We start from the raw sequence: 23,628 nt of genomic DNA, 5'->3' as shown, positions 1-23,628 counted from the left end.
ATAGCACACCTCCATCTCCTGCAACAGAACGTACGTTTGCCATAGTTTGCATATCAAGGAGGCAGTCCACTGTGAACGCAGCACAAAATAAGGCCCTCCCGGGGCCAGCTAACAGCTGACCAGGAAAGCCTTATTTGAATGATAGCTGCAGTTTTACAGTTGAAGTCCGGCTCTCAATAACGGAGTTCGTTCCAGGAAAAGTTGAGTAATAGTAAATGTATGCGGAAAACCGTACACATTGTGCCACCGCAAGGGTAAACGGACCGGAGCGCCTTCACTCGCCGGCAAGCAATCCACCCGAGCAGCCCCGCTTCGCCTAACCTGACGCTTCTCTAAGCAGCCGCCTCAATCCGCTTTATTCAGCAGCCCCTGCAGCCAGCCGGCCGCCTCTTCCTCACTGCCGAAGGCGCCGCCCGGGCAGCCGTACATTTTTTTGGTCGACAAGGCAGTTACCGGCTTGTATAGGGCCAGCAGCTTCGCGGTCGGCATAACCACGGCGATACCGGCGCAGACGCTGGCAATCTCCTCTTTATGCGCTTTGCACCAGTCCATATAATGCTTCGTGACTTCCTTCGCCGGGCGGTCGCCGCGTTCCCCGGTTTGAATCATCAGCAGCCCGAAGGGGGTTCTGCGCGACAACACTGCCTCCCAATAAGCTATATATTCCTCGACCGTCTCCTGGTCAAATGTCTCGCCCAGGCTGATGCGGACCAGCGGCCAGTTTGACTCATCTGCTGTAATTGCCAATTGCCTTCCTCCTTCATATGATTGCATTTTTTGCAAATATACACACTGCACTTTTTCAGGTTAACCACATCGTGCTACGGACAGGAGTGGGCGTTAAATTGCGGAAAAGAACCTATGTGCCGGTCCTTAAGGACACCAGCGCCGTTATTTCGCTGCAAAAGTAGAGTTGGCACCTGAGAAGCGCTGAATAAGGGCTGTGGTGTCCTCAAAGCTGCCAATTGGGCCGATAATCAGCTATTAAAGGCTGTGGTATCCGCAAGGGTCAGACTTGTTACCTGTTCGCCCCGGAGAGATGGTATTTCTTCATTAATACCTTGCTCCAGCGCAACATTCAGCCTAAATAGTCGGAGTTTGCCCGATGGCTGATCGATATTGCCTCCTTCATTCTTTAGGCTGCGGCGTTAAAAAAAGTGCACTGAGAATGATTCTCTGTGCACAAGTGTAGGGTATCCATACGGAACAGGTCTACCGGTTCCGGGATTATTCATACTCAAAAGCGGAGTATTCCGCGGGCACCACGGCAAGTCCGGACGCATCCTGCTTTCAGATGTGACCACCTGATAGCCCGCCTTCCAGCATAATCCCCTCGTATTCCGCTTCAGGCTGGGACCGCCACATCTTCCCGCTTCGCGCCAAGTCCGCTACTCACTCCCGTTCAAGCAGCCGCCGAGCCGCAGCTACTGCCGTGCAGCCGCTGAGTCCTGTCTGCGGCTCGCCATGGCGTATTCGCCCGGGCTGGTTCCGAACCGCTTGCGGAAGGCTGCAGCGAAATGGCTGACATTCCCGTAACCCACCCTGTACGCCGTCTCGCTGACACTAAGTCCGCCTTCGCAGAGCAGCCGGTAAGCCTGCTGCAGGCGCAGCTCGATTACATAGGCATGCACAGTCGAGCCGAACATTTCCTTGAAGCCTTTCTTAAGCTTGAATTCATTCAGGCAGATCAGGCGGGCCAAGCCGGCCAGGGTAGGGGGATTCACATAATCACGCTGCAGAATCGTCCGGGCCAGGTGCAGGCACTGCATATCCTCCTTGGACAGCCTGACTGCCCCCGGCACCTTCTCCTCCTGATAGAGCGATTCATTGAGATACACAGCGAACAGCTCCAGCATTTTGCCCTCCAGATACAGCTCGCGGATGCCCGGCCCGTAAGAGCATTCCGCAATTTGTGCCAGAATGGGGCGGATCGCCGGTGTAATTCTGCTTTTGGCAAAAAGAGTGTCCTTGCCTTCCCGGGAGCGCAGCCGCTCGTCCCCGCTTAAAGCGGCAGTCAGCCGGTCATAATGCTCCGGGCTCATATCCATACTGAGGAACCGGTACCCGGCATTCCGGTGATACCTGCAGTTCTCCCCCCGCTCGCCGCCATGCAGCAGCGCCATCTCACCGGTATCGATCCGGAAGGTACTGCCCTCAAGCGAAGTTCCCCATTCAATGCCTTCCCCAAGGCAGAATACCAGCTCTGTACGCGGCGTTCTGATCTCACCGGAGGCGTCCATATCGCGTGTGAACATCAGATTGAAATCTGTAAGCTGGACCGAGCCCCGGCTCAGGAGGCTGCGGCAGCTGCCTTCCCCAAGCTCTGGGGGCGGTATAATCTCAAAATGACTGCCATTCATATAATAAGTCTGCTGAAAACCGTCACAAACCAGCGTCTTCTGCGCATCAATCCGTTCTGCCCCGACATTCAGGCCGCTCATTTCTTCCATAGTCATTCTCGCCCCCTATACCATGGGTTCATTATATCTATACTGAGAATGATTATCAATTAAAAGAATGAAATGAATAACGCCCGTCTGGCAGCCGCAGCAGCGCCGACGGCACCTGCTTCGTTGCCGAGCTCCGCCCTGCGGATGTCGACGGCAACGGGACTTAAGGCGCGGACGCGGCGGGCCAGCTCAGCCGCATACTCCGCATTCTTGTCCACAACACCGCCGCCAAGCACGACAAGCTGCGGGTTCAGCGTAACGGCCAGGTTGGCAACCGCCATGGCCATCAGCACGAAGGCCCGGTCCAGCACCCGGGCGCAAAGCCCGCTGCCCTGCGCGGCAGCGGCGAAGACATGCTGCGCCGTGACCGGCCCGCCGGCGGCAAGCCCAGACAGCACCGCGCACAGCGGGCCGTCAGCCTGACAGCGCGCCGCCTCAAGAGCAATGCCGGTGCCGGAGGCTTTGCTCTCCAGGGCACCGAACTGCTGCGCTGCAGCACCCGGCTCCCCGGACGGCAAATCATCCGGCTCCAGCAGCAGGTAGCCGAACTCACCGGCAGCGAAGGCCGCTCCTCTGTACAGCTGCCCGTTCAGATAGAGCGCACCGCCGATACCTGTGCCGACCGTAAGCATGGCGAAATGCTCCCGGCCGGCTGCAGCACCGGCGGCCTGCTCGCCCAGCGCCGCCATGTTCACATCGTTATCCAGCACAACGATGCCCTCATATTCCCGCCTGATCCACGGGCGGATGTCCTCCTCAGGCCAGCCGAGGGCCGGGGCACAGGAGAGAATGCCGCTCGACTCGTCCACCACTCCCGGCAGGCCGATCCCGACCCCGGCCAGGCCGGCAAGCTCCGTGCCGTGATCCCGGCACAGCTGCGCAAGCTGCGCGAACAGCCAGCTCATGAATCCGCCCGGTTCCCCGCCCAGCAGCGTATCCAGCTTGCGTTTACTGATGATGCCTCCATCCGGCCCCGTCAGGCACAGCAAGGTTTTGGTGCCGCCGACATCAATCCCCGCTGTCCAGCCCCGCCCCCCAGCAGAGTGCTGCTGTTTAATCATCAGGTTCACTCCGTCCATTCCAAAGTGTCATTGCCAATCATGATGGTTCCGGCGGCAGCGCCGTACATATAAGTCAGCTCGGCCGTCTGCCGCCCTGCATCTATTATGCAGCCGATTACACGCAGCGGCCCGCTGTCCTCTGCTGTATCTCCAGGCAGGCATACCGTCAGAATCCCTGCCCTGCCCGCAAAATCCGCCTTGCCCGCAAGCACCGGAATTTCCGACTTTGAGCCGTAGATTTCCGATACCCAGCCCTCCTGTTTCGTTACGCTGAAGCGTTCATCCGTCAGTCCGCTGGTCGTCCAGATCATATTCAGCTTCACACCGGAGCCGGGATAAGTAACCGATGCGGTTGTACGGCCGTCTTCAGCGGACAGCCGGGGCACCGCCTCCGGATGCAGATGGAACCGCTGCTCCAGACTGTGCGCGGCATCGCCCTCCAGCCAGTCGGCAATCAGCATGAGCGGAATATCCTTGCCTGACAGTACCCAGCGGCGGTGCACTACCGGCCCCGGCAGACGGGTATAACCGTCATGCGCCGCATCAATGAAATGATAGCGGCTCCCGCTCTCATAGCGGAGGGTTCTGGCCCCGGCAAGCGGCTCGCCCCATTGCTGCGAAGACACATACGGCGTCTGATCCTCCCCGTCTACCGTGATGGTGTTATGCGCCAGCGTGCTTTTGAAATAACGGCGCCATTCCCCTTCTTCATAGGTGTACCTTCCGGTATCGGTGAATAGCAGCTGCTGCTTCCACATCCACTCCAGATTCAGCGCATCCGCATGTCCGTGCGCCCCGCCCATGGGGGCGGCGTCAAAGAACAGATACTGCTGCCGATCCCGCATTATATAATATCCGGTCTGCGGAAAAGCCACGCTCGACACAGATGGGGTATGCGCGGCCTGCAGCCGGATGCACCGCTCATACTCCTCCGCACCGAGCAGCCAGAGGCATTCCGGATTGCCCGTACCGCGTCCGGTCAGCGCATCATCCGCCAGGATAGCGCCCAGCAGCGTCAGACGCCGCCGCCCGTCACCGGTCCAGTCGGAATCACCGATGCCGGTGGACTGCTGGTCCGGCCGGACCAGCGCTTCCGTGAAGGCCGCCATTTTGCGGAGCTGGCCGCCGTACCAGGCGGAGAACGGATGGCCGGACAAGGCGCCCAGCAGATACGGCGTGCCGAACATCTCAATCGCCGCATCATGGTAATGGGTGGTCAGCTCAATCTGCACGCCCTCCGGCCCGACCTGATGGAGCAGGCACAGCTCCAGCCGTTCTTCCGCCAGCTGCCGCCAGTAAGGGGCGCGCGGATGCCAGTGATAGAAGGCAGCGATCATATACAGGCCCTGCATGTGCATAATGGCATGATTGATTTCGGTGCTGCCAAGGTAACAGGTCAGGAACCCGGCATGCTCCTCCAGCCCGGCCAGAAACTCGCTGCGGAACTCTTCATCCAGCAGCGGGCTGTCCTCCATATACTTGTAGGCCGAGATCCAGGACTGCACACGCAGGCCGGTTTCCAGCAGCCGCCAAGGTCCAAGCTTCTGGAAGAATACCGCTTCCTCATAGGATTCAATCACCGGAACCGGATTCTGCGCCCGCCAGCTGCGGAAGTGTGCGGTAAATGCCGTGACATATTGCGGCCTGCCGTTCATCAGATAGGCTTTGCCCAGATCGAGCATATGCCAGTGGCGGTTCATCCCCCAGGTGAATTCAGGATCATTGCCCGGGTTATGCAGCCAATCTACCGGATTACCCAGCGGAATCCAACGGGTCAGATCTCCCGTATAAGGAACGATGAATTCATTGTTCACGGCATGATCGGCTATCAGGACCGAGTCGTGCGCCTCTTGAGGAAAGTGCAGGGCATAATAAGCGGCGGCGCTGCGCAGCTCGGGCTGGGTCAGATAATAATCCTTCATTCCTTATCCTCCAGGAAATCCTCGCGGAACGGATTGAACACATCCAGAATGACGGAATCCTCAAGCGCCTTCACGCCGTGCGGGACGTTATAACCGGCGTAGAAGCTGTCTCCCGCCCGCAGAATGCGCGTCTCCTCCCCGACTAAGACCTCAAAGCTGCCTTTGACAATGTAGCTGATCTGCTCATGCCGGTCGTGGGAATGAACCTCTCCGATCCCGCCTTTAGCGAAGGTGACCTCCACCATCATCAGCGTTCCGCCCATCCCGAGAATTTTCCGGGAAGTACTCTCGTTAAGCACCTTCGTTACTGCTTCATCATTACCGATAATCATTGCTGTCCACTCCTCCCGATTATGAAAAAAAACGGCCGAATCCATTGCGAATCGGCCGCAGGTGAACCTTACAGGTTATTCTTCTGTCGACAATTTGCCCTGCAGCTTGGAAGCATCAAAGTCAGGATCGGCCACGATGTTAGTGGTGCCGGCTGCCCGCGCTTTTTCCAGAGAAGCATTATAACGTGTGTCCAGATCCTTGATGATGCCGTCCAGGTCACCGCCGGTGAAGACATACACCGAGAAGGCGTCGCTCCATTTGCTGCCTTCCAGGGAGCCTTCCGTAATCGCCAGCGGGTTAGCAGGATAGATGGCGTCGTAGCGTTTCGGCAGGAAGCCTTCAATACCCGGAATGCTTGGCTTCTTACCGGAGCTGATGACAGTAGGGATCAGGGAGAGGCCGTAGCCGTTCTCATAATATTCGCTTTGCAGGCTGTCGCTGTATACATACTCCATGAACTTCCAGGCAGCTTCCTTGTTGGCGGAGTCTGCGCTGATGCCGATGTATGAGCCGCCGATGATCTGCGAGGCGCCCTTAATCGTTCCATCCGTAGTCGGCACAGTCACCGCTGCCCAGTTAATTGTCGTCGGGAACTGGTCCTTGTAGACGCCCGGCTCTGCCGAGTGGTTGATGTACATCCCGATCTTGCCTTGTGCGAACTGGGCACGCAGCGGATCGATATCCAGGCTTTCCACGCCCGGCAGCATGCTGCCGTCTTCATTCATCTGGCGCAGGGCCGAAGCGATATCCTTGTACATGCTGAAGTCAAACTTACCGGTCTGGTAGTTGTAGCCGTCAATGCCGACATTGGTGCTGGCGCCGGCAACTGTATTGGATGCACGCCAGAAGCCGCTGGAGCTTTTGAACGGGCTGGCAAAACCGTAAATGCCGTCTTTTTTGCCGGTCTCCGTAATTTTTTTGGCGGCAGCGACCATCTCATCCAGCGTTTTAGGCGGAGTAGCGATTCCTGCCTGCTCAAAGACATCTTTATTATAAATCAGTCTCCAGACTTGTCCGGTGTTGGGCAGTGTGTAGATTTGGCCGTCAACGGTATTTTTGTTCTCCAGCAGGCTGTCTTTGAAGGTATCCTTCATTTCACTGCTCATGTAGTCATTGATCGGGGCCATATAGCCTTTTTTGTAATAGGTCTGAAAATCATTGATCTGCAGCACATCCGGTGCCTGCTTACTGGCAAATGCGATATCTACCGCCTGCGGGTAATTATCACCCATCACGGTCATTTCCACTTCGATATTATCTGTATTGGTCTCGTTAAACTGTTCGATCTTTGATTTCATGAAATCGGCGTCGTGACGGTCGGGTGTCCAGTAGACGATTTTGGTCTTTTCACCGCTTTTCGTTCCGCTGTTCTCTTTGGTATCAGCCGGATTCCCGCTGTTTGCCGCTGAACCGTTTTTGCTGCCGCTATCGGCGGCGCAGCCGGCCAAGCTTACTGCCAGCACTGTACTCAATGTTGCAACAACCCATTTTTTATCCATCGTTATGCCCCCTTGTGCTTGTCCCGACAACCTGTGCGGCTGTCTGTTAACGTAATCATAATGGTTCCGCTTTCACGGGGGTGAGGGACATTTTAACTTTGTATGGGGGAAAAAATGATTGTCCCTGCCGCTCTCACTTCTCCCCCTCCCCCCAGGTCATTTCAAATACTTCTGCCGGAACGCTGTTGGCGTCATTCCGCAATACTTCTTGAAGAGGCCGCTGAAATACGGGCGGTCCTCATAGCCGAGCATCAGGGAAATCTCCTGCACCTGCGCACCGGCAATCAGCAGCTCCTTCGCCCGTTCCATCCGCATTTTCGTAATATACTGGATCAGGGTCATGCCTGTTTCCTTCTTGAAGGCGTTGGCGAAATAGCTCGGGCTGAGGTGGACGGCCTGGGCGCAGCTGTTCAGGGTCAGATTCTCTTCCAGATGCAGACGGATGTATTCTCTGGCCCGGTTGACGGACTGCGTCACATCGCGGAGCCGGTTCTTCTCGACGAATTCGCAGCCCATGCTGCTGAAATGGTCGATATAGCTTTTCCAGCCGCCAAAGGTCAGCGAACGGTTCTCCTCCAGCGCCATGAGATCGGCCTCCAGCTGGATACGCTCCTCCTCGGTGATTTCATCACAGAACGCACGGTACATGGCGAACGCCAGACCGGTCAGCAGCCGGACCATAGACAGCGGATCGGGGTATTCCCCTGTAAGCGTCCATTGCCGGAAAATATCACTGATGATCTCGTGACAGCCCGCTTCATTGCCGCTTTTGAGCGCATACAGCAGCTCCTTCTCTTTCTCCTCGGGGTACCCCGGGGCTGCGCGGTTATCTCCCGCAAGCTCCGTGAAGCGGAAGATGCAGTTGCCCTCACTGTAAAAGCGGTAGGCCAGCGCTTTGGCTGCATGCACGAAGGCTGTCCGGATCTCACGCGGTCCCCGCGCCATGGTGCCGAGGCCGATCGAAACGGTATTTTTGCTGAATTTCTCGACATTCTCGCGGCACAGCTCCAGCAGCTCCGCCGTATCCATACCCTCCGGCGGATTGAATATGGCAGCCAGCCGCTGCTTGCTCTCGCGCAGCACAACGCCGCGGGTATGCATTTTCAGCGTCTCATCCACAATATTTTTAACGGCAAAGGGGATGATTTCATTCTCATCCAGCCGGAGCGTATACCCGTATTCGGTATAACAGTCCATCTCAATGGCCATTACGAGCAGGCTGCCTGAATCCAGTTCGATGCCGAGCTCCTGCCAGCGGCTGTCCTTCAGGCGGGCATCCGTCTCCTGGCGCAGCAGACCGGTCAGATAGTCCTGGCGGAGCTGCGAACGGCTGGCAACCATATTCTGCTCCAGCCGCACAAGCTGCTCAGACTTCGCCCGGTCCGCTTCGATGCTGCTCTTCACCTTCAGCACCGCATTCAGAATTTCCGGCGGGGTAAACGGCTTAAGCAAATAATCAGAAGCCCCCAGCTTAACGGCCTCCTGCGCATAGCTGAAGTCGGAGTATCCGCTGATGAAAATAAACTTGGCCCGCAGTCCCCTGTCCGCAGCCCGCTTCATCAGCGCAAGACCGCTGAGCTTCGGCATGCGGATATCGCTGATCACAATGTCCGGGTCCTTCTCCAGCAGCAGCTCCCAGCCCTGCTCGCCATTGCCGGCGGTGCCCACCACCTCAATCCGGTGCTCAGGCCACGGAATGGTGGAGGCGATTCCTTTTACAACAGTTTGAATGTCGTCCATAACGCACATCGTCAACGGGTTCATGGCAGCCTCCTAGATGATCGGTATTGTGACGGTTACGCTTGTAGCAATGTCCGGAATGCTGCTGAAGGCAATGGCTGCTGATTCCCCGTAATAGAGGCTGAGCCTGCTGCGCAGGTTGGACAGCGCATATCCCTTGCGTTCTGCTTCCGTGCCGTTCACCGCCGCTTCCAGCTCTGCTGCATCCATTCCGCAGCCGTTATCAGTGACCTTCAGAATCAGGAATCCGGCGCTGCGGCTGATCTGAATGGCAATGCTGCCCGGATCTGCCTTGTCGCGGAATCCGTGCAGAATCGAGTTTTCGACCAGCGGCTGAAGCAATATTTTTAATATGGGAATGGTTAAATAAGCTTCATCCTCCACCTCAATTGAATAGGTGAACAGGTTCTCATAACATTTCTGCTGCAGCTGCAGATACTGGCGGACATGCTTGATCTCCTGCTCCAGCGTAGTAATATCATGCCCATTGTTCAGCCCCAGGCGGAACAGGAGGGAGAGGGCGACGATCATTTCGCTGACATCCTTTTTCTCGCCGTTCTCACTTTTCCAGAATATCGTATTCAGCGTATTATACAAAAAATGAGGATCGACCTGGGCCTGCAGCGCCTTGACCTCGGATTTGCGCTTCTCCTGCTCGGAGACCCGCACCTCCTGAATCAGCACCTGGATCTGGTCCAGCATCCGGTTGAACTTGTGGCCGACAGCGCTGACCTCATCCTCATATTTGCTCTGGAACCGCACATTCAGATCGTTATACTCCACCTCTACCATCAGACGCTGCAGCTTATTGAGCGGCTTCAGCAGCGCGGATGCCAGCAGGTTGGACAGCGACAGCGCCACCAGGGTACAGATCAGCATAATCCAGATAATTAGCCAGCGGATCTGCTTCAGCGGATGCAGCAGGTCGGCCTTGGACTGAATGCTGACCAGCACCCAGTCTTCATTCATCGACAGCGTGCTGTAATTGACGAGCAGCTCCTCGCCCTGCGCATTGGTGTAGTTGAAATCCCCTGCCTGATCGCCGCTGAACCGGCTGACGAACGCCTGCTCCGTATTGAATTCATACTGCTGCGTTTCCGGCTGGAGCACCATCTTTCCGTCCTTCTGCAGCAAAAAGAGCTGAACCTGATTATTCATCAGGTCCTGCTCCAGGATAGACCGCATGGCCTCCTCCTTCATGTTCACAACCATATACACATTCGAAAAATAATAATTATCGATCACTGTCGGCTTCAGCAGCAGCGACATCACACGGCCCTTCCCCGGAAACAGCTCGCTTTCATGGGCGCCTACCCACAGGGTATTCCAGCCCGGCTGCTGCAGATAGTCTCCGTATTTCTCCGTAAAGCCGGTTTTCCGGTCCGGAAAATCCCTGGTGGAGAAAAAATCACCGGTCGGCGTGTTGATATATGCTGCATCAATCAGTGGCTCCACCAGCTTCAGCTGGTCGAACGAGGTCTGCAGCAGGGACAGGTTCTGATAATAATGTGATGAATTATTGTTGCGCACATCCTTCATTACCTGGCCGAAGCTGTCGTTCAGCATGAAGGAAAATGAAGAGACTACGATATGCCTGAGATGCTCATCCATCACCTGAACCGATTTGTTCAGAATACCCTGCTTCAGCTCCAGTGCACTGCGCTCAATGCTCCGGGCCGCAAACAGGTAAGAGCATACGCCCGTTACACTGATGCAGAGGATGGCGAGGAAAATGTAGAACAGCTGTATTCTTTTCTTCAGAGACTGCTTATAGAAGCCGAGTTTCATTAGATGATCACTCCTTGAAACCCATTGTAACAACAGTGATGGCCGAACACTACCCTTTGACTGCGCCGAGCGTTACCTGCATAAATGATTTATTGGCAAAGATATAGACTACCAGCAGCGGCAAAATGGACAGGCAGGCGCCGGCCATCATCAGCTGCACCTCAGCCGCCGCACCGATGCCGTAGCGCAGATTGGCAAGCCCCACGGGGAGCGTCTGCAGCTCGGGGTTACTCATTGTGAACACCAGCGGCAAAATATATTCATTCCATGAGCCCTGGAAGGCCCCCAGTCCGGCAACCGCCAGCGCAGGCCGCAGCAGCGGAAGGACAATCCGCCAGTAAACAGAGTAAAAGTTGCAGCCGTCGATCATTGCCGCCTCATCCAGATCCTGCGGGATGCTCTTGAAGAAGCCGATCAGGATGAAATAGCAGGTCGCATGGGCGCTGATTAGGATGATAATTACGCCCCAGAGCGTCCGGTTCAGCCCGAGCATGACCATCAGATCAAACTGCGGACGCAGCACCACTGCCCCGATGGAGATGAACAGGGTGGAAGCCATGAGCAGGGAATACGCTTTTTTGCCGATAAACTGAACCCGGTCCACCGCATAAGCAGACATGGAGGCGACCAGCAGTGTACCTACTGTTGTGGCCACGCTTACAAAGATGCTGTTCAGTGTAAACCTTGAGAAGTTGGCGTTCTTCCAGGCTTCCGCGTAGTTGGAGAATTGCCAGGTTTTCGGCCAGATGGTTGCACTGCCGGTCAGCTCCTGATTCGTCTTGAACGAGCCCAGCACGACCATAATGATCGGGAACAAGGCCAGCAGCGCTGCCGCCAGCAGAAAGATCCACAGCACGGCTTTGCCGGTCCAGCGGGACAGCCTCGGGGACATGACGGAATTGGTACGGGTATGATTCATTCGGTTCTCCTCCTGCCTGTTCTAGTAAATATCGTTCATTTTTTTGGAGATGCGGAAGTAGATCAGCGTAATCCCGCCTACAATCAGCGCCGTGGTGAAGCCGACTGCACTGCCATAGCCGAGCTGCTGGATCGACTGGGCTTCCGCTGAGATCGGGAACAACAGCTTGAACAGGTACAGGTACATAACCTCGGTTGTGCCGTACGGTCCGCCTTCGGTCAAGACCATAATACTCTCGTAGCCCTTGAGTGATATCGTAATGGCCAGCATGATGATCATCTGCATGACCGGTCCCAGCAGCGGGATGGTTACATTCTTCAGCTTCTGGAATTCATTGGCCCCGTCCAGCGAGGCGGCTTCATACAGATCATTCGGAATCCCTTGCAGACCGGCGAGGAACAGGAGCATATAGTTGCCGACTGCGCCCCATATTGCAATAATAATCGTCGTCATCATGGCATGGTCGGCGCCCAGCCAGCTGATCGGTTCGGAAATAATATGGTATCTGATCAGCAGCTGATTCAAAATCCCGTTATAGGAATTGAAGATGATGAAAAAGACAATCGCCATAACCGAGGCGCTGAAAATAGTCGGCAGATAATAGACTGCCCGCAGGAATGTACGCCCTTTCATTTTACGGTTCAAAATGATCGCCAGCAGCAGGGACATCGGTATCGTCACCACCAGCTTGCCGAGCGCGTAAACTCCGGTATTGCCGACCGAAGACCAGAATTCATGGTCGCGCAGCACCCGCCCGAAGTTATCGAGGCCGATAAAGATAGGGGTACCAAACCCCTGATAGTCATAGAACATATAACGCAAAGCCCACAGCAGCGGATAGATGCCGAACACCAGGGTCAGGATCAGGCTGGGGAAAACGAACACATAGGCATGTACTTTTTTTAGCTTCATAAACGGCCCCCCTTAGAATCTTATCTTGATTATAGAGGGAACCAAAAACAGGCCGGGATAGGGAAATCAACTTTTCAAAGGGGAGAATGTTACTGTTACCGGGGAGGTTCTGTATTCTGTCCTGTAATAACGCTGCTGCCCAGGCTGTCACCCTGCCATCTGCCTAAACGATTACTTTACCTGCCCGTTCAGCCCGCTTTTGCTGGGATTAGGGGCACTTCTGCCCCTATTTTTCTCTCATCGCCCACTTTTGGCGATAATAGGGGCACTTCTGCTCCTATTTCAGCTATCCACTCCTGCCAGGTTACAGTAACTCAAAAACTCCATCTAAGTACGCCGGACTTGGGGCCTCGCAGTGGGAGATAGAGGACAAAATACTAACTGCCCGAGTCAAATACAAACACTGTCTGGCGCGTACTTCGGGTACTTTTGACACCTTAGGTACTTCGGGTACTTTGGACACTTCAGACACTTCGGATACTTCGGGTACTTCGGTTACTTTGGTTGCTACGGACATGACGGCCCTTATTCGCCCATTTTAGCTCTATTTCGCTCGTTTACGGACACCAGAGACCTTATTCACCACTTTTCTCGTGATACCTCCACTTTTCAAGCGAAATAACGGCGCTGGTGTCCGCAAGGCCAGCATTCCGGCACTTTTCCACAGCTTAACGTCTCTCCTGTCCGTAACGGCACACTATGTACTTGCAAACCGGCGCGTGACTGGCTACTTTATCGATGACTGAGAGCCACTTTTACCCTTGAATTGCTCATCCGGCTAACCTCTGGCGGAATTAAGCGAGTGCGGTCGCATTTCTACCTTTAATCTTTTCACTCAGCCCGCTTTGCATAAAAAAAGAGCCTCTATAAGCAGAGACTCTCCTTGGCAGACTATTGTTCTACTTGCTGCGCACCTCAAAGACGGCGAACTTCAGATAATGCCCTTCATCCACACCGAGAATCTGCGGATGATCCTTACCGGCAGCACGCCACTCAATCAGCCGCAGCACCTTGCCGGCATCCTTCGCCGCTTCCTGAATCGTGTCCAGGAACAGCTGGGGCTGCATATGGTACGAGCAGCTGGCTGTAACCAGATACCCGCCTTCATTAACCAGCTTCATCCCGTGCAGGTTGATATCCTTGTAACCGCGGACTGCGCCGGCTACAGCACTTTTGGTCTTGGCAAAAGCAGGCGGGTCCAGAATAACGACATCCCAGGTGCGTCCGCCTGCAGCGGTCATCGGCTTAGCCGTATCCACTTTGGCTGCCGGTTTAGCGCCGGATTTGACCTCCGCCGCCGCATGGCCTGTCGCCCGCTCCGTGCGCTCTTCCAGCCCTCTGACCTGGTTGCGCAGGAAGGCAAACGCATCGTCCACTACAAACTCGACCCGGTCCGTGAACCCGTTAATCTCCACGTTGGCCTTTGCACTCTCAATCGCATGCGCGGAGACATCAAGGCAGGTCACCTTCTTCGCGCCGTATTTGCAGGCATGCAGCGTGAAGCTGCCGGTATGCGCGAAGCATTCCAGCACGGTAGCCCCGTCCCAGTAAGAGAAGGTAACCGGCTTCCCGCTCTTATTGACCGGCAGCGTCTCCCGCGTGCCGTCCTCCGCCGTTACCTCCTGCAGTGTAATTCCGCTGCGTCCGCCCCAGCCCTTCATCAGCGGAGCGATGGAAGCCCGGTTCTCCCGCTGATCGAAGAAATAGCCGGTTTTCTGGCCCTCTTCAATATCGACGATCACCTTCAGCCCGTTCTCGCTCACGGTAATATGGCGCGGGCATTCGCCGTAGAGTACGCCTGTAGTCTGTTCCAGCCCTTCCAGCTCCCGCACGCTGACATCACTGCGCTCGTAGATGCCGCGCGGCGCCATCACCTGCACGAGGGCCTCCACGATCTCGGCACGGTGCTGATCCATCGCCAGCGTCAGCAGCTGTACGACCAGGACCTCTCCGAAACGGTCGATGATCAGCCCGGGCAGGAAATCTGCCTCCCCGTATACCAGGCGGTAAGCATCTGCGCCAGGCAGGAACCGCTCCCGGTGCTGCAGGCAGCTGGCAAACCGGCCGGCGAAAAAGGCCGTATCCATTGCCGCTAGCCTGCTCTGCGACAGAATTCTTACACGGATCTGCGATGCCGGATTGTAATAGCCTGTAGCTAAATAACGTCCCTGATGGTTAAGCACATCCACAATTCCGCCTGCCTGCGGCTCGCCGTCTACCGAGGCGACTTCGCTGGCGTAGACCCACGGATGTCCCTGCTCCAGTCTTTTTTTGCGGTTTCGTTCCAGAATTACCGATGCCAATGACTTCAACTCCCTGTTCTTGTTGTTCGAATTGTATACATGTCCCATGCAATGCACTCATATATTGGTGTACAACCCCCGTTCAAAGGAGCCTGTCCTTATGATCCGTGAACTGCTGTTCCCTGTACTGTATGGTCTTGTGATCTTTCTTGCCGGCATGAAGGTGATGGAAGCCTCGCTCTCGAGGCTGGCCGGCCCGCTGCTGACCCGGAGTCTGCATAAGGCTACCTCCACACCGGCCAAAGGGCTGGTTGCCAGCGCCCTGCTGTCCGCGCTGCTGCAGAGCAGCACCGCCGTCACCGTGCTGACCATCGGCATGGTCAATGCCGGGCTGCTGACCTATGCCCGGACGCTCGGCATCATCCTCGGCAGCAACATCGGCACCTGCCTGACCACGGAGCTGATCAGCCTGCAGATCAGCATACTGGCCGCGCCGCTGCTCGCCGGCTCGCTCTGTCTCTGGGCCGCCGCCGTTATGGCCGGCGAGCTGAGGCCGCAAGGCTGGCGGCTGCTTGAAGCCTGCCGCCGGATCGCCGGGCCGCTGCAGTTCAGCTGCCTGGCCGTAACCGGCTTCGCGCTGGTCCTGTGGGGCATCGCCGTCATGCAGTCGATCGGCCCGGCCCTTGAAGGCAGCGGACTGTTCCGCTGGTTCCTCGGCCATGCCGCCGAAAGCGCGCTGTGGGGGCTGGCCGTCGGAGCCGTGCTGACCGCGATGGTGCATAGCAGCGCAGCAGTCATCGGCATGGCGATGGGCCTGGCCGCAAGCGGCGTCATGCCGCCCGAGCTCGGCATCGCGATCGTGCTCGGTGCGAACATCGGCACCTGCGTCACCGCCGTCATAGCCGCCATCGGCAGCACGCCGTCCGGCGTCTTCGTCGCCTGGTCGCATGTCGCGCTCAATGTCGGCGGCGCCTTGCTGTTCCTGCCCTTCATCCAGCCGCTGCAAGCCTTATCCGCCTGGATTGGCGGCGGGCCGGCAGCACAGCTTGCCCACGCCCAGACGATCTTCAATGTCGTATGCTCGCTTGGAGTACTGCCGCTATGCTATCTGCCGGTATGGTCCCGGCTGGAGCAGCGGCTGCAGCGGTAATCCGGCCGCTAAATGGAGGATTACCGCCGCCCCTCATTATACTTCAATCCGCACTGCAGTTCTATGGAATCCCCTGTTACAGTTTCACCCTCAAAAAATACTATAAAACCGTGATCCGTCATAGAAGGTAACAATCATTACCGCAGCGGCAATTCCAACCATTATACAAAGCGCAAAGTAATCACTGCGGGTAAACGGCCGGGTGCGGTACCAGGTCCGCCTGCGGCCGGTTCCGAAGCTGCGCAGCTCCATTGCCGTACTGATTTTCTCAATCCGCTCAATGCTGGACAGAACCAGCGGCAGCAGAATGGATACCATATTCTTCAGCCGTCTCGGCAGCTTCTCCTTGCGGGAAATGTCGATGCCCCGCGCCTGGGCCGAGAAGGAGATATTCTCATAATCCTGCTGGATATCAGGAATATAGCGCAGCGCCAGTGAGACGGAATAAGCAATTTTGTAATGAACCCCGATCCGGTTCAGCGAAGCGGCAAATTCACTCGGATCTGTCGTCAGCAGGAACAAGAGTGCTACCGGGATGACCACCGCGTATTTCAGGGCAATATTCAGCTGGTAGAAAAGCTGCTCTGCCGTTACCGTATAACGTCCTGCCAGGTGCAGCAGATCATGCCGGGTACCGTAGATCCGCGTCCCTTCCAGCGGGGAGAAGGCGAAGATCGCCAGCTGGTTCAATAGGAAGAAGAACAGAATGAAATAGAGCACGAAGGCATAATCCTGGAATCTGACTCTGGATATGCGGAATATGATCAGGCTAAGCAGCAGCATGAGCAGCAGGCACCGGGTATCATAAGTTATCATTGCCGATACGGACCAGGCGGCAAAAATAATCAGCTTCGCCGCCCCGGTCAGCCGGTGCACCGGCGAGTCCTGCCCCGTATAGGAAAGCATCCTGGCTTTCATCTTCAGCGGTTCCCCCTGTCATAAGCGATAAAACGGCGGACGAAGTCCACCGGCTGGTCAATACCGGCCTTGACGGCAAGGGTAAACAGTGAGGTTTCCTTCAGATTGGCCCGGCTTACAATATCCCTGTCAGTCAAAATAATCTCCGGCCGCGCATCCGCCAGCCTTTTCCCCTCCGCCAGTACAATCGTCCGCTCCGCATACTCCAGCATCAGATGCATATCATGTGTAATCATAATGACGGTAATTCCGGAGCTGCCGAGCCCGCGCAGAAACTCCATGATCTCATTGTAATGCCGGTAATCCTGCCCGGCTGTCGGCTCATCCAATATAATCACCTCCGGCTCAAGCACCAGGATCGAGGCGATGGTTACCCGCTTCTTCTGCCCGTAGCTGAGCGCCGAGACCGGCCATTCCCGGAATTCATACAGCCCGCATATCTGCAGAACCTTATAGACACGCTCACGGATCAGCTCTTCTGACAGCCCGCGCAGCTTGAGGCCAAGAGCAACCTCATCATACAGCAGCGTCATGGAAATCATATGATTCGGATTCTGCATGACAAAGCCGATACGCCCGGCCCGCTCCTTAATGGAATCCCCGGCCAGATCCCGCCCGTTCAGCAGGATGCTGCCTTCCGAAGGCCGGTAAAAGCCGCAAATCAGCTTGGACACCGTTGATTTCCCTGCGCCGTTCTTGCCGGCGATGCAGAGCATTTCCCCGCGCCGGGCGCTGAAGGATAATCCCTGCAGCACCGGATGCTTCCGGTCATACCGAAATGAGAGATTCCTAACCTCAAGCAGAGCCGGAGCAGCCTTCTCTTCCTCCTGCACCGTATGGCCCTCATGCCAGCTGCGGAGCTTACCGGCCGCTTCCGCAAGCCGTAGGCCTTCGAGCCGCTGCGGCTGCATCTCCGGTGTAATCCGGCAGCCGGCATACTTCAGCGCAGTAAGATAGAGCGGCTCGCGGATGCCGGCCTCTGCAAGCAGCCCCAGGCTGAGCAGCTCGGCAGGCGGCAGATCTGCGGTAATGCAGCCTTCGTTCATGACGATGATCCGGTCTACGGGACAGTGCAGCACCTCTTCCAGGCGGTGCTCAATGATGATCACCGTCTTGCCGGTTTCGCGCTGCACCCGGTCAATCAGCTCCATTGCCGCTGTTCCGGTAGACGGGTCCAGACTGGCCAGCGGCTCGTCGAACAGCAGAATATCCACGCTTCCGGCCAGCACCCCGGCCAGCATCGTCTTCTGCTTCTCTCCGCCGGACAGCTCCTGCGGGGAAGCATCCAGCAGCTCCAGAATATCAACAGCCCTTGCTGCTGCCGCTGTCCGCTCATGCATCTCTTTTACCGGAACCGCCGCATTCTCCAGACTGAAAGCTATATCCTCGCCTACGGTAAGGCCGACGAATTGCCCGTCCGGGTCCTGAAGCACTGTTCCTACTGTACCGGATAGTCCGGCAATGCCCTGTTCCGCCGTCTCCCTCCCCCTGACGGTCAGACTTCCGCTCCTTTCGCCGGGATAGGCAAACGGAATCAGGCCATTAATACAATGGGCCAACGTACTTTTGCCGGAGCCGGAGGGACCGACAATCAGAATCCTCTCGCCTTCATGGATCCTGAGGCTGATGTTGTGCAGTGTAGGCTCCTGCTGTGCCCGGTATTTAAAGGTGTAATCCGTGAATTCTACAACCGTTTTGCTCATCTTCAACCTTCCTCATGTGCTGATTTCCTAATTCCGAATAACCCGGGTTCAAACAGAAAGGCCGGTGACGGGCACCGGCCTTTCTGTTTGAATTATATATTATTGCAGCCTTCTGAGGCTACCCTGTTTCGTTCTAGTCTTGGCATAAGCAATAGCGAGCAGTGTACCAATGACCGCTACCGTTACAATGTTGGACGCTCCGGCGATCAGTCCCTGCGTGAACACCTTATTGGCCGGCTCCGCATAGATCAGAATATCCAGCACCGGCGCAACTACGAACCAGGCAATGGCGTTGGCAACAATCTGAGCCAGATTGAAAGTAATGATTTCTTTGCGGCCAAACTCACCGTCCTTAATCGCGATTCTGGCTGCCAGCAGCCCGATGATCAGTCCGACCAGCCCCGAGGAGATGACCCAGCTGAACCAGGGGGAGCCGTAAAAAATCGCATCCTTCAGCGTATGCCCGATCAGTCCGATGAATAATCCGGCAACCGGTCCGTACAAAAGCGCAAACAGCGCCAGCAGAGCGTATGTAGTCTCAATGTTAGTATTCGGGATCCCCGAAGGTATGGAACCAAACCTGCCCAGTATTACAAAGAGCGGTGCACCTATGCCGATAGCAACAATCGTTTGAATCGATAAAGCTTTGCGTTTAGCCAACTGTCTCATCTCCCTTAATGGAATGAAATCCATACTTTTTTTGAATTATACATCGGTTTACTCGGGATTACTATAGGGATCTGAAAATATATCTTTCCGCCCGCCAAGTAGAAACGGCTACGCCGTCCTTAAAGTGGACGGTATCCGTTTCAGCGAGAAATAGAAAGATAAGTTATCGTGTGAAACATATAAATTCTTATATTTTCAAAAAAAGACCTGCACATAGCCAAAACGGCCATGCACAGGTCTTTAATCCGCTTGTCTCTTCCCGAAGGCCAGAGGGTAAATATTATTTCACAGTAACCGATACCGTCACAGTCTTGGCACCCAGCTTGCCTTTAACCGATGTTGTGCCTTTGCTTACAGCCGTAATCAGCCCGTTAGCACTTACCTTGGCTACCGACGGCTTGGAGCTGGTCCACTGTACGCTTCCTGTGACAACTGCAGTCTTGCCGGTGTCATACAGCGCTATAACGGATACCGTCTTTCCTGCGCCCGGTGCAAGAGTCAGCTTGTTCTCACTAACGGTAAGCTTCATCAGCTTAGGAACGACTGTAATTTTGACCGTAGCCGCAATTCCCTGATAGGAACCGCTCAGCGTAGCTGAGCCCTCAGCTATAGCTTTTACGGAAGTCCCTTTCACTGAGGCTACGTCCGGATTCGAAGATACCCAGTTCATGCCGCTGGAGAAATTCGCTGTTTTGCCGCTCAAGAAATACCCGGTGACCTTGATTGTCTTGGAGCCTTTGATATTGAGCTCTACCGCAGCGGGCTCTACCACCAGCTTCACAACCTTCTGCTCGATGGATACCGGAACGCTGATCGTCTTATTGGAATAGGTTCCCTTAAGTGTTGCCGAGCCTTTGACCAGACCCTTGATCGTCTTGCCCGCTGCCGATTGCTTCAGCACGGCATTACTGCCGCTCAGCTCCCAGACAATCGTATCCGACACATCCAGCTCTTCCCCGTTCTCAAGCACCGCCTGAACTGCAGGCAGCGGAGTTTCTTCGCCAATTACAAGACCCATTGAACCTTCAGGCCCAATCAGTACAAGCACTTTATTCTGAACGGTGACTTTCAATTCTACGGTCTTCGAACGGATTGAAGATGCCGTACCCGAAGCTACTGCACTTTCTTTGAACTTGCCGGTCAGGGTAGCCGTACCAGCCTTGCCGCCGGTGAACTTTCCGTCCTTAACCGACACGATCTCTTCGTTGTTCGAAGTCCATTCAATTTCACTGCTGATGTCAAGCTTCGTATCGTCATACTTCGTTCCGCTTACCTTTGGCAGGTTCACAGAGTCTGCCGTGTATATCTCCTGCTCACTCTTCTCAAGGGTGAGTTCTGTCAGGGTAGGATATACAGTTACCTTGAAGGTCTTGCTGATACCCAGGTGGTCTGCTTTGATTACAGAGGTCCCGACAGCCTTACCGGTAACAGTTGCAAATGCGCTGCTCGCAGCCACTGTCGCTGTCATCAGATTGTCTGAAGTCCAGGTTGTTGACGCGGTTGAATTGGCCGTCGAATTCACAGCATTACGCGTCTCCACAGTCACATTGAGGCTTTCGCCCAGGAACAGTGACTGGTCGCCTGCCGGCTTCAGGATTATAGCTTCATAAGGCGCACGTACATACACATCAACCGACTGGGTAACCCCCAGGTAGCTGGCTGTAATGACTGCCTTACCAACGCCAACGATTGAAATTTTGCCGTTTTCTACAGTTGCCACGCCTTCGCTTGAGCTGCTCCAGTCGACCTCTTCAGCATCAATGGTGTCCTCAGCACTTGCCGCAGTAACTTTGGTCCAGGCATTTATTTGAACCGGATTATCTCCAACCAGCATTTCCAGTTCTTTATCAACAACTTTGTTTGCATTGTCTTTAAGTACAATAGCCGAATAAGGAAGCTCTACTACGGCTTTGAATGTCTCGGTTAACCCTTTGTACTTGGCTGTAACGGTTGCTTTTCCTTCTCCAACCAGCGTAATCTTGCCGGCGGCAATGGTTAACACGCCCGAATTCGAGCTGCTCCATTCGGCGTCCTTGGTTACATCCTTCTCTTCAGTGGCCGATTCTCCACCTTTAACCTTAGCTGTAACGAGCAGTGATTCCGCTTTGTCGCCCAGCTTATAGCTGTCTGCATTGCTGGGGGTTAATTTCAGGTCCTTATACGGATAAGTAACCGACACTTCAACAGAGTCTACTGCATTATTACCATAGGTAGCTGTAATCATTGCCGTTCCGTAAGCGAGCGGCTTGATTTGACCGTTAATTACACTGACAACATCATTCTTCGAAGAGGTCCATGTGGCAGACGCCGTCACATCTCTCTTGGAAGAAGAACCTTCTACATTGGCATATGCCTTAAGCTGCTTCGGTGTTTGACCCACGGTTAGCTCTACTTTGTCTGAGCTGTCGATTTCAATAGAGTTGATGTCTCCAGCAGCGGCAAAGACGTTTACCGGAAAAGCTGCAACAACTAGCAGGATCATTATGAGGAGCGTTTTTGTCATTTTCCTGTACACGGTCATCTGTTCTCTCCTTAGACGGTAAAATTAATAGTGCAGTTTTCCACACTCTTCCACTATATCGACAAATCTGCCCCAAGTCTTTACCCTATCTTCAGTTTATTTTCAGGTTTGGCCAAATTCAGGTCTTTGTGACTACACAGTTTGAAATAAAGAGTAGGCTGATAGCCTAGTCGTCTCTGCGGTGAACATTTGGACTTCCGGCCGCTGTTGTCTCCAGATTTCCTGATTAATACCGCTGTTTGCGGTAGAAATCCGGCGACAAAGGCGAACGCTGTCGCTCCTACAGTTCCAAATTTCCCCTTCGATCCTTTTTACTATTCATTTATTTCTCAAGCGCTTCTTATATAAATATATTATCCGCAAAAAAGGATGCCCCGGGGCCTCAGCGGCACGGGAACATCCCCTTAAACAGATATTATAGTTGACCTATCACGCTGTCGAACACCTAGCGTACACTCGCACGCAGCTCAGCAGCTGCGGAGCTGCTTACACTTACCAGCTCGCCGCGGCATTCATTAACGCCCGCTTCGGTAATCTTCACCTGGCATAGCTCGCCCTGCAGTGAATCTCCACCGCTGAACAGAACCTGCAGATAATTGTCGCTGAAGCCGTGCTGGGTCGTGCGGCCCGGCGCATCCTTGGCCGAGCGCTCGGCAATGACGGATACGGTCCTGCCGACGAACTTCTGGGCGTAGGCAAGCTGCATCTCCTCCGAGAGATCAATCAGCTGCTGCACGCGGGCATTCTTGATCTCTTCATCCACCTGGTTCAGCATCCGCGCTGCCGGTGTTCCGGTCCGTTTGGAATAAGGGAACACATGCATTTCCGAGTAATTGACTGCCTTCATGAAGTCATAGCCGGCCTGGAACATCTCCTCGGTCTCCCCGGGGAAACCGACAATCACATCGGTTGTAATACCTACATCCGGCATCGCCTGGCGGATCAGCTGCATTTTGGCATAATATTCCTCAGTCGTGTACTTGCGGCGCATCGCCTTCAGCACCTCGTTATGGCCGGCCTGCAGCGGAATATGCAGATGGCGGCACATCTTCTTGCTGCGGTTCAGCACCTCCAGCAGCTTCTCGTCAATCTGGCTCGCTTCAATAGAGCTGATGCGTACCCGTTCCAGCCCGTCCACCTTGTCCAGCTCCCAGAGCAGATCCGCAAGGCGGTAGTTATCAAGATCATCCCCATAGCCTCCGGTATGAATCCCGGTCAGGACAAACTCCTTGTATCCGGCCTCAACTAGCTGATGTGCCTGGGCGACAATCGATTTCGGATCACGGCTGCGCGACAGCCCGCGCGACCACGGAATGATGCAGAAGGTACAGAAGTTGTTGCAGCCGTCCTGAATCTTCATGAACGCCCGTGTCCGGTCGGCAAAGCCCGGCACATCCAGCTCCTCGAATTCACGCGTCTTCATAATATTGCGCACGGCATTCACCGGCTGGCGCGACTCCTGAATATTCTTCACATGGGTCATGATATGCTCACGGTCCTGGTTGCCGATTACAAGATCCACGCCGGGAATATCCAGAATCTCCCCCGGTGAGGTCTGCGCATAGCAGCCGGTTACCGCCACAATGGCTTCAGGATTGCGGCGGACCGCCCGGCGGATCATCTGCCGGCTCTTCTTGTCGCCCGTATTGGTTACCGTACAGGTATTAATCAGGTAGACATCAGCGGAACCCTCGAAATCAACCTGTTCATATCCATCATTTTTGAACAGCTGCCAGATGGCTTCTGTATCATAGAAATTAACTTTGCATCCCAACGTATAAAAAGCTACTGATGGCATTG

17 protein-coding genes are annotated in these 23,628 nt (G+C 55.1%); 1 reads left to right on the top strand and 16 read right to left on the bottom strand.

What is annotated here, in order from left to right; translation table 11 throughout:
- Positions 1 to 345: 345 nt before the first annotated feature.
- From LOS79_RS00400 to LOS79_RS00350, 11 genes are all read right to left on the bottom strand, one after another.
- Positions 346 to 747: a hypothetical protein gene (locus tag LOS79_RS00400; protein WP_315415461.1), complete on the bottom strand. Its 402-nt coding sequence runs from the start codon at positions 745 to 747 to the stop codon at positions 346 to 348.
- A 677-nt stretch (positions 748 to 1,424) separates the two neighbouring features.
- Positions 1,425 to 2,456: a helix-turn-helix transcriptional regulator gene (locus LOS79_RS00395; protein ID WP_315415460.1), complete on the bottom strand. Its 1,032-nt coding sequence runs from the start codon at positions 2,454 to 2,456 to the stop codon at positions 1,425 to 1,427.
- 53 nt (positions 2,457 to 2,509) lie between these two features.
- A complete protein-coding gene (locus LOS79_RS00390; protein ID WP_315415459.1) occupies positions 2,510 to 3,511 on the bottom strand; it encodes an ROK family protein in 1,002 nt (333 codons plus the stop codon).
- Between the two features lie 5 nt (positions 3,512 to 3,516).
- A complete protein-coding gene (locus LOS79_RS00385; protein WP_315415458.1) occupies positions 3,517 to 5,433 on the bottom strand; it encodes an alginate lyase family protein in 1,917 nt (638 codons plus the stop codon).
- Complete coding sequence (locus LOS79_RS00380) at positions 5,430 to 5,765, bottom strand: cupin domain-containing protein (RefSeq protein ID WP_315415457.1); 336 nt, start codon at positions 5,763 to 5,765, stop codon at positions 5,430 to 5,432. Before LOS79_RS00380 ends, LOS79_RS00385 begins: the two co-directional genes overlap by 4 nt.
- A 75-nt stretch (positions 5,766 to 5,840) precedes the next feature.
- Positions 5,841 to 7,265 (bottom strand): ABC transporter substrate-binding protein, encoded by a 1,425-nt coding sequence (locus LOS79_RS00375; RefSeq protein WP_315415455.1) that lies wholly within the window; start codon positions 7,263 to 7,265, stop codon positions 5,841 to 5,843.
- A 156-nt stretch (positions 7,266 to 7,421) separates the two neighbouring features.
- Positions 7,422 to 9,029: a helix-turn-helix domain-containing protein gene (locus tag LOS79_RS00370; RefSeq protein WP_315415454.1), complete on the bottom strand. Its 1,608-nt coding sequence runs from the start codon at positions 9,027 to 9,029 to the stop codon at positions 7,422 to 7,424.
- Between the two features lie 9 nt (positions 9,030 to 9,038).
- Complete coding sequence (locus LOS79_RS00365; protein ID WP_315415453.1) at positions 9,039 to 10,793, bottom strand: sensor histidine kinase; 1,755 nt, start codon at positions 10,791 to 10,793, stop codon at positions 9,039 to 9,041.
- 49 nt (positions 10,794 to 10,842) lie between these two features.
- Complete coding sequence (locus tag LOS79_RS00360) at positions 10,843 to 11,712, bottom strand: carbohydrate ABC transporter permease (RefSeq protein ID WP_397386719.1); 870 nt, start codon at positions 11,710 to 11,712, stop codon at positions 10,843 to 10,845.
- A 21-nt stretch (positions 11,713 to 11,733) separates the two neighbouring features.
- Positions 11,734 to 12,624: a carbohydrate ABC transporter permease gene (locus tag LOS79_RS00355; protein ID WP_315415452.1), complete on the bottom strand. Its 891-nt coding sequence runs from the start codon at positions 12,622 to 12,624 to the stop codon at positions 11,734 to 11,736.
- Positions 12,625 to 13,523: 899 nt separating this feature from the next.
- Positions 13,524 to 14,927 (bottom strand): class I SAM-dependent rRNA methyltransferase, encoded by a 1,404-nt coding sequence (locus tag LOS79_RS00350; RefSeq protein WP_315415450.1) that lies wholly within the window; start codon positions 14,925 to 14,927, stop codon positions 13,524 to 13,526.
- A gap of 100 nt (positions 14,928 to 15,027) precedes the next feature.
- Between LOS79_RS00350 and LOS79_RS00345 the strand changes: the two genes are divergently transcribed.
- Positions 15,028 to 16,017: a Na/Pi cotransporter family protein gene (locus LOS79_RS00345; RefSeq protein WP_315422588.1), complete on the top strand. Its 990-nt coding sequence runs from the start codon at positions 15,028 to 15,030 to the stop codon at positions 16,015 to 16,017.
- A gap of 90 nt (positions 16,018 to 16,107) precedes the next feature.
- On the opposite strand, the gene LOS79_RS00340 is transcribed toward LOS79_RS00345, so the two are convergent.
- The 5 genes from LOS79_RS00340 to mtaB all read right to left on the bottom strand — a co-directional run bounded on the left by LOS79_RS00340 (position 16,108) and on the right by mtaB (position 23,626).
- Entirely contained in the window at positions 16,108 to 16,935 is an 828-nt protein-coding gene (locus tag LOS79_RS00340) for an energy-coupling factor transporter transmembrane component T family protein (RefSeq protein ID WP_315415449.1), read from the bottom strand.
- A gap of 2 nt (positions 16,936 to 16,937) precedes the next feature.
- Entirely contained in the window at positions 16,938 to 18,638 is a 1,701-nt protein-coding gene (locus LOS79_RS00335; RefSeq protein ID WP_315415448.1) for an ABC transporter ATP-binding protein, read from the bottom strand.
- Positions 18,639 to 18,737: 99 nt separating this feature from the next.
- Positions 18,738 to 19,307: an ECF-type riboflavin transporter substrate-binding protein gene (locus LOS79_RS00330; protein ID WP_315415447.1), complete on the bottom strand. Its 570-nt coding sequence runs from the start codon at positions 19,305 to 19,307 to the stop codon at positions 18,738 to 18,740.
- 280 nt (positions 19,308 to 19,587) lie between these two features.
- A complete protein-coding gene (locus LOS79_RS00325; protein ID WP_315415446.1) occupies positions 19,588 to 21,789 on the bottom strand; it encodes an Ig-like domain-containing protein in 2,202 nt (733 codons plus the stop codon).
- 484 nt (positions 21,790 to 22,273) lie between these two features.
- Positions 22,274 to 23,626 carry a tRNA (N(6)-L-threonylcarbamoyladenosine(37)-C(2))-methylthiotransferase MtaB gene (gene mtaB / locus LOS79_RS00320; protein ID WP_315415445.1) on the bottom strand — a complete coding sequence of 451 codons (1,353 nt, stop codon included), beginning with the start codon at positions 23,624 to 23,626 and terminating at the stop codon, positions 22,274 to 22,276.
- Positions 23,627 to 23,628 lie beyond the last annotated feature (2 nt).

This window comes from Paenibacillus sp. MMS20-IR301 (genome assembly GCF_032302195.1).
In the GTDB taxonomy this organism is placed as follows: domain Bacteria; phylum Bacillota; class Bacilli; order Paenibacillales; family Paenibacillaceae; genus Paenibacillus_AQ.
The sequence above is the reverse complement of the archived record's forward strand: the minus strand, read 5'-3'. Positions and strand labels throughout refer to the sequence as shown.